Consider the following 662-nt stretch of genomic DNA (forward strand, 5'->3'; position numbering starts at 1 on the left):
GACGACGGCATCACCACCCTCGACCGCTTCGCCCCGCCCGCACCGCGGAAGACCGACTGAGGTTTCGCGGACGTGAGAACCAGTGGAGAGTCATGAGGAGCACGGCGAGGGGCACCGCAGCGGCGCCACAGGCCGAGGAAATCGTCGCCCGCGGGGAGGAACTACGCCCCTGGCTGCGTGCGCACCAGGCCCTTGCGGAGCACCGGCGCGGCATTCCCCCCGCGGGCATCGAGCGACTCGACGAGGGCGGCGTCCGCGGTCCGGCCGCGCCCGCGCGGTCCGGAGGCAGCAGCCGGCGCACGACCGGGACGGCACGCCGGACCGACGGCGGCCGGGCGGCCCAGGGCACCTGGCCCTCCGTCACCGGCAGCGCCCACGCGTCCCACGGCTGTCTCGCCGTCTTCTGCGGCGACACCGCCAGCAGCACACCCGAGCGGCTCATTCGCCCTCCGGCCCGGCCGGAGCGGACGTCCGCGACCCACACACCTGAACCGCCCCGATGCGAACCGACCGCCGACCGGCCGGCCGCCGGGGACAGCCGCGGCACGGAGGAGCCGGACGCATGACGACACCATCAGAGCCCAGCCGTACCGAGTCCGAGTCCCTCCGGCCCGTGGTCGACTGCACCATTGTCGGTGGTGGTCCGGTCGGCCTGCTGACCG

Annotated in this window: 1 protein-coding gene; it reads left to right on the forward strand. The window is 74.9% G+C overall.

Annotation, left to right across the window (positions count from 1 at the left end):
• Nucleotides 1–92 precede the first annotated feature (92 nt).
• Nucleotides 93–566, forward strand: a complete 474-nt coding sequence (locus tag ACFF45_RS35555) for a hypothetical protein (protein WP_381351183.1) — start codon at nucleotides 93–95, stop codon at nucleotides 564–566.
• The last annotated feature ends 96 nt before the right edge of the window (nucleotides 567–662 follow it).

This window comes from Streptomyces cinereospinus (assembly GCF_042430725.1).
GTDB classification, from domain to species: domain Bacteria; phylum Actinomycetota; class Actinomycetes; order Streptomycetales; family Streptomycetaceae; genus Streptomyces; species Streptomyces cinereospinus.

Bases quoted from the DNA above. Each gene is read 5' to 3' on its own strand.
- ACFF45_RS35555 (WP_381351183.1), top strand. From the start codon at position 93: ATGAGGAGCACGGCGAGGGGCACCGCAGCGGCGCCACAGGCCGAGGAA.